This is a genomic window from Halobacillus sp. BBL2006, assembly GCF_000786645.1.
In the GTDB taxonomy this organism is placed as follows: Bacteria; Bacillota; Bacilli; order Bacillales; family Halobacillaceae; genus Halobacillus.
The window spans coordinates 1-5,675 of record NZ_JRNX01000670.1 but is presented as its reverse complement, the minus strand read 5'-3'; the positions used below and the strand labels follow the sequence as shown (position 1 = coordinate 5,675).

The following is a 5,675-nucleotide window of genomic DNA, read 5'->3' as shown; positions in this document are numbered from 1 at the left end:
TTTTGCAGGATTTCACCCGTATCCATAGGAACGCGCTCTAAAGTAAGGTTATATTTTTCTTTAAGTTTAGGGCTGACCCATTCATCCATGTACTGGTTGATGCCTTCATCGCCGCCCCACATAAATATACGGACTTTTGTATTTTCAGCTTTCGATTCAATATTAGCCCAGGATTTCTTCGTGACACTTGAAAAATTTTGTTTCTCTTTTTCATCGGATCCGCAAGCTGCTAGTAGGAACATTAAAATGACTATCATTAAGTATAAAACTTTTCTCAAATGGGATTCCCCCTCATGTATGTCTATTTTACGACTACCCTAATCGATCTACTGTAATCTATCATACAAACATTCGTGTCGATTGGGAAATGATAGACAACAGAAATAGCGCATAAGAGCAAGGTGAATTGGGAATAGAAACGTAGATGAGGAAGGAGCGAGTTTAATGATTTATGAACAGTTTTCAAAGCCTAAAGGAATCATAGGAAAGTGCGTGGGATGGTTCATGGTGCAAGAGAACTATATGTTGAACGAATGGACGCTGTCTTTTCTTAATTTGGAAGAGAAGAATCGTATTTTAGAAATCGGCTTCGGTCCCGGGGAAGCCTTAAAAAAAGCAGCGAAGTACGAAGGTGTGGAGCTTTTTGGTATCGATCCGTCTGAGGAAATGGTAGAAACGACGCTGAGAAGGCTACATAAGGAATCTGCCCCTAAGCAAATTTGCTTGATGCATGGAGAAGCGAATGAATTGGAAAAATTCCAGCAGCCATTAGACAAAATATATGCAATTAATAATGTTACCTTTTGGGAAGAACCAGTCAGAACGCTCTCTCATTTACGTTCTTTGTTAAGAGAGGGAGGGAAGATCGCCTTGACGCTCTGTCCCCATGAAGAGGGAGCGGATGATGACACGACAGAAGTTTTGGGCGGGCAGCTACGAACGCTTTTACACGATGCTGGTTTTCAACATATCGAAGTTTTCATTAAACCGACGAATCCGAATGATTCGGTATGTGCAGTCGCGATGAATTAGTAAAGTCTTTGTGTGTAGCTTTCATTTAGAGCTTCCTGAACTTTGGCTTCATCAAGGTCGTCCAGCTTCGCATGAGAGGCCATCATTTTAGCTGGATTTGATACTCGGCTAACATCAGGCCACTGCTCCGGATGCCAAAGATGGGAGCGTTTTAAAGCTTTAGCGCAATGAATATAGCACTCATCAACAGTGATGAGGATACCGACGTTGGGCACGTGACCTTTTTCTTCCATCTTTTGCATGAGAGAGGGGTCTTTGATGATCTGTGCGCTTCCATTAATGCGAAGGGTTTCATCCAAGCCAGGGATCATGAACAATAGCCCGATTTTCGGATTTTCGATCAAATTTCTCATAGAATCCATCCGTTTGTTACCCATACGCTCCGGTAGTACCAGATTTTTCGCGTCCAAGATATGGACAAAACCTGGCCCGTCACCTCTTGGTGAACTGTCGCATGATCCGTCGGCACTGGATGTGCTTATAACGGCGAAAGGGGAATGGCGCAGAAAAGTTTTGCTATGCTCATCAAGATGATGGATGACTTTATTTGCGGCTAGACGGCCAGGGGTTCCTTGCAGCTGCTCCAGTTCGTCAACTGTTGAGACGGTTTGATAGGAATTTTTCATGACGATTGACACTCCTTTATTGTGCTAGGATAAAGATAAGAAGGGGGAATACATATGAACTCATTGAAAAAAGAAGAAAGAGAATATGTAATTGGCCGCGTTCAGGAATACTTTGAACTAGAAAGGGATGAGCAAATTGGAGAGCTCGCTGCAGATCAACTCGTGCAATATATGGTCGAGGAGCTTGGCCCTTTTCTATACAATAAGGCCATTCAAGACTCGAGGCAAATGGTAGAACAAAAAGTGATGAATTTAGATGAAGATTTGCTTTCCCTGGAAAGACCTGCAGGCCGTCCGAAAAGATGATTCTATCCTAAATAACGAATCCTCCGTTGTAAAGCTTTCAAGGCGGAGGGTATTATCTATAGTCCCATCCTCAAACTTTCAGGAATCCTAAGACTTATACGTAAATATAAAAAGCCGTCAATGGCACTTGACGGCTTTTTTGCTTAAGTTGTTTCTGTCTGGCGTAATTGAAAGGCATCGGATAGAAGCTCGTAGGATTTCAAACGATCCTCAAATGGAGTCGCGATCGTATTCACAATAATTTCGTCGACGTGATACATCTGGGCCAATTCTTCTATTTCTGCTTTCACTTTTTCTACAGATCCTACGATCATACGGTTTCTGTTATCTTGGACGCGCTGTTCTTCAAAGAGGGAGTAAGGATAATTGATTGCTTCTTCCGGAGTCGGGAAGTGGGTTCGCTTTCCGCCTTGCTCAATCTTCAATAAAGCTAGATCTAAGCTCGATGCTAAATATTCCGCGTGTTCGTCTGAATCGGCACAGACGACAAAAATCGAAACATTGACCTTCGGTTCACTCTGCTGCATGGATGGAGTGAAATAATTGAGGTAACGCTCAACCGCCTTTGTTCCCCCTCGTCCATTGATAAAGTGGGCGAACGAATAAGAGGCACCAAGGTCAGCGGCTAAACGGGCACTTGTCCCACTTGATCCCAACATCCAGATCGGAGGAGAAGTCTCTCCTCTAGGTGTAGCATAAATGTCCATTCCATGAGGATCCTGACCGTGTAGATACGCCATCAATTCTTCAATCTTGCCAGGGTATCCTTCGACATTCGGCATTTTCCCGCTGTTCAGTGCAAGGTTGACATTTGGCATCCCGCCAGGTGCCCGTCCAACACCTAAATCGATACGATTCGGGTGGAGAGCTTCAAGCACCCTGAAGGATTCTGCCACTTTATAAGAGCTGTAGTGGGGGAGGAGGACTCCACCAGTACCTATGCGGATATTTTCGGTGTGGGCGGCTAAGTGAGCAGCCAGGATTTCAGGAGACGAACCGGCCAAGGTCTCTGTACTATGGTGTTCGGACACCCAAAATCGGTGATAACCTAATCTGTCTGTCCACTTTGCAAGTTCAGTCGTCTGTTGAAGGGCTTCGTGAGGATTCATCCCAGTTAAAATGGGGGATTGGTCCAGTACGCTTAATTTCATTTTTTCTTCCCCCTTACATTTAAAGTCTTTCATTTATTCTATCGTCCCATGTGATTTAATCATATGCAAATATATGATTCTCCCAAATTCAAAAAAGGGTGTTCCTCTTGTAATAAGGAGGAACACCCTTTTCCATTTTCAGTGTCTGTGATTAGCTGCCTTACACTTTCATTGTTAGCGAGCTAACAGACCGAGTAGTCCGTACGTCTTAAGGGTTTCCTCATCAACATCGATGATATCCTGAAAAGATAAATCGCGCAGTTTGATTGGAGTGATAAAGGGAACTTGGCGCCTAAATTCATCTTTAGGCTGGTAAGCGAGCCATTCTCCCTCTGTCAGTCCTTCCTGAATCTCGATGAGACCATTTTCCGAAACACCTGTTTTAACAGCACGACGTTCTAAGTGTCCTTCACTATTCATAACCCACGCATAGAGGTTTTTCTCAGTGATCAGAAGGTCTTCCAAAACCGTAACGACGCCAAGTGCTTCATCTGTGATAATATCTACATCTGCGTGATAACCTGGGAGCAGTTGTTCATCAGCTTCCTCAATAGATACTTCAAACGGGTAATAACTAGAGCGGTGAACTTCCACTTCTTCCGGGAAGCTATCGATGGAGGATAAGGTGCCTTCTAATTCAAGATTCAGGTCAGTGACGTCAATGCGTGCACCCATATCTTCTTCTACTAACTTGCGTTCGTCCTCATTAAATTTTCCTTTTATTCGCAGATTCGTAGATTTTAATGTGAGAATGGGATCGTTTAGCTCTTCCGATAGATCAGTGACTGTGCCGGAGAAAGAGCTTGTAACCGTAATGGTTTGTCCTGCCTCTTGCAGTTGATCCAGTTGATCCTGGACAATTTCCAGCATCGCTTCTTTCTTAGTCAATTCCGACTCTTGTTCAGCTAGTTTGGCTTCCTTTTGAAATTCTGTCTCTACATACTCCGGAGGGTCATTTGAATTGCTCGTACTTGTATCATCCGAATTGTTGAAAAAGGAACTACTATTGTCGCTTTCGGGTTCAGGGACATCATAATTCTCTATTTCGTTTATGTAATCCTCAATGGCACCGATCTCCTCTTCTAATCGATCGACTTCCCCTTCGAGCTTGATCTCCTGCTGTTCATAATTTAAAACTTCGTAGGTGTACAAGTCATCTCCTTCATTGATGGTTTGGTTCTCCTCAACAAGAAATTCTTGAAATGCACCGACTTCCTGACTGAAATAGACCTCTTTTGATTCTTCCGCTGCGAAAACTCCTTCAGAATCAAGAGTTTCAAATAAATCATAGGTAATCGCCTGTGACCACTCGTTGATGTAGGATTTACGGTCGACCTTCTCATGATCCTCATCAAAGTAAATAAGGAATGCATTTGCTGCTACAAGGGCTATGATAGCCAGACCGATAATTCTGCCTTTATAGTTCTTCTTTTTCATTTAGGATACACACCTTTTTTCTTACTTGATGATTTGAATAAGAAACAGATCGTAATAGGATAACGCTGCTGTTCCTGCCCATAAGAGAATGTGCCAAAAGATGACTCCGGTCCAAATCCATCCTTTTTTTGTCGTCGACAACCAGGAGATGCATTTTACCTGGTACCAGATGATAAACAGTTGAAAGATGGAAATCGCTCCAAAGAAGTAAATCACCCAGTCAAGCTCTGTTATGTATGAGGTAATGACTCCAAGCGAAAATGGAGATACATACCAGTCAATCCCTGCATAGACCATTAAAGGAATCCAAGTCATGCGCTCGATCAGCATGATCAACAATACGTTCATTTGGATGATGAGCAACCTTTTATATGAAGCGTTATTGAATAGCCAATAGAAAAAAGAAGATATAAACAGAATAAACAGGAACACAATAAGAGCATAAGCAGCTCTTCCTATCAAAAACCATGTTTTCGTGAATTCGTATTCTACTCGGTTCAAGGCGGTCATGTTTGTTGAGATAGCTTCAGAACCTAATCCGAGCCACGCTGTCCAGCTGTATGTAAGGATCGTTAATACGAGTAACAAGAATAATAGATTCCATACATTCTTTATTCTTTCCGCCTCGTTTAACTTGAATAGATGATCATCACGGCGGAAAAACAGTTTGATCAAATTAACGGAATATGTCATGAAGTCCATCCTTTTTATATGTAGTTCGATTGGGTGAAGTAGTTCGTTTTGTGGAATACATCTTCTTAATAGAGGAGGAATACCACGAAAAAAGTACACTTGATTTAAATTATGTGTCTATTCTCTATTCATTTTAACTGAATTTGTCGTACCTTGCTATAACATCATTGAAATTATTGGAAAAGCAATCGGGCAGAAGGATAAATAATAGACTCTGTTAACTCTTTATAGTGAGTTCTATTTTTATGTAAGACCATGCTGGTGGCATTTAGATATAAAAATAGTCGTTCTCATAGTAAAGATCTGCTTTTCTTATTACAATAAAGCTCCCGATTGTTGAAGACTCAGTTTCGAGACTTTTTATGTTTCCGTTGACTTGGATAGAAAAATGAGGTCCGGGAAATCACTCGCTTTCCATGGGCATGTGGTG

At 42.1% G+C, this 5,675-nt stretch carries 6 protein-coding genes and 1 pseudogene; 2 read left to right on the top strand and 5 right to left on the bottom strand.

Features of this window, described 5'->3' with window-relative positions; all coding sequences use genetic code 11:
- Positions 1-278, bottom strand: a pseudogene (locus LD39_RS18040) (ABC transporter substrate-binding protein); the annotation flags it as partial.
- Between the two features lie 166 nt (positions 279-444).
- Between LD39_RS18040 and LD39_RS18035 the strand changes: the two are divergent.
- Positions 445-1,032, top strand: a complete 588-nt coding sequence (locus LD39_RS18035; protein WP_035551134.1) for a class I SAM-dependent methyltransferase — start codon at positions 445-447, stop codon at positions 1,030-1,032.
- Here the strand turns inward: LD39_RS18035 and LD39_RS18030 are convergent.
- On the bottom strand, positions 1,029-1,658 hold the full coding sequence (locus LD39_RS18030; RefSeq protein WP_035551131.1) for a pyridoxamine 5'-phosphate oxidase family protein: 630 nt from the start codon (positions 1,656-1,658) through the stop codon (positions 1,029-1,031). The genes LD39_RS18035 and LD39_RS18030 overlap by 4 nt on opposite strands.
- 54 nt (positions 1,659-1,712) lie before the next feature.
- Here LD39_RS18030 and LD39_RS18025 point away from each other — a divergent pair, with 54 nt between their 5' ends.
- Positions 1,713-1,964 carry a DUF2164 domain-containing protein gene (locus tag LD39_RS18025; protein WP_035551128.1) on the top strand — a complete coding sequence of 84 codons (252 nt, stop codon included), beginning with the start codon at positions 1,713-1,715 and terminating at the stop codon, positions 1,962-1,964.
- A gap of 143 nt (positions 1,965-2,107) precedes the next feature.
- Here the strand turns inward: LD39_RS18025 and LD39_RS18020 are convergent, their stop codons facing one another.
- From LD39_RS18020 to LD39_RS18010, 3 genes are all read right to left on the bottom strand, one after another.
- A complete protein-coding gene (locus tag LD39_RS18020) occupies positions 2,108-3,115 on the bottom strand; it encodes an LLM class flavin-dependent oxidoreductase (protein WP_035551125.1) in 1,008 nt (335 codons plus the stop codon).
- A 174-nt stretch (positions 3,116-3,289) separates the two neighbouring features.
- Entirely contained in the window at positions 3,290-4,552 is a 1,263-nt protein-coding gene (locus LD39_RS18015) for an efflux RND transporter periplasmic adaptor subunit (RefSeq protein ID WP_035551121.1), read from the bottom strand.
- A gap of 21 nt (positions 4,553-4,573) precedes the next feature.
- Positions 4,574-5,245 carry a hypothetical protein gene (locus tag LD39_RS18010; RefSeq protein WP_035551119.1) on the bottom strand — a complete coding sequence of 224 codons (672 nt, stop codon included), beginning with the start codon at positions 5,243-5,245 and terminating at the stop codon, positions 4,574-4,576.
- Positions 5,246-5,675: the final 430 nt, after the last annotated feature.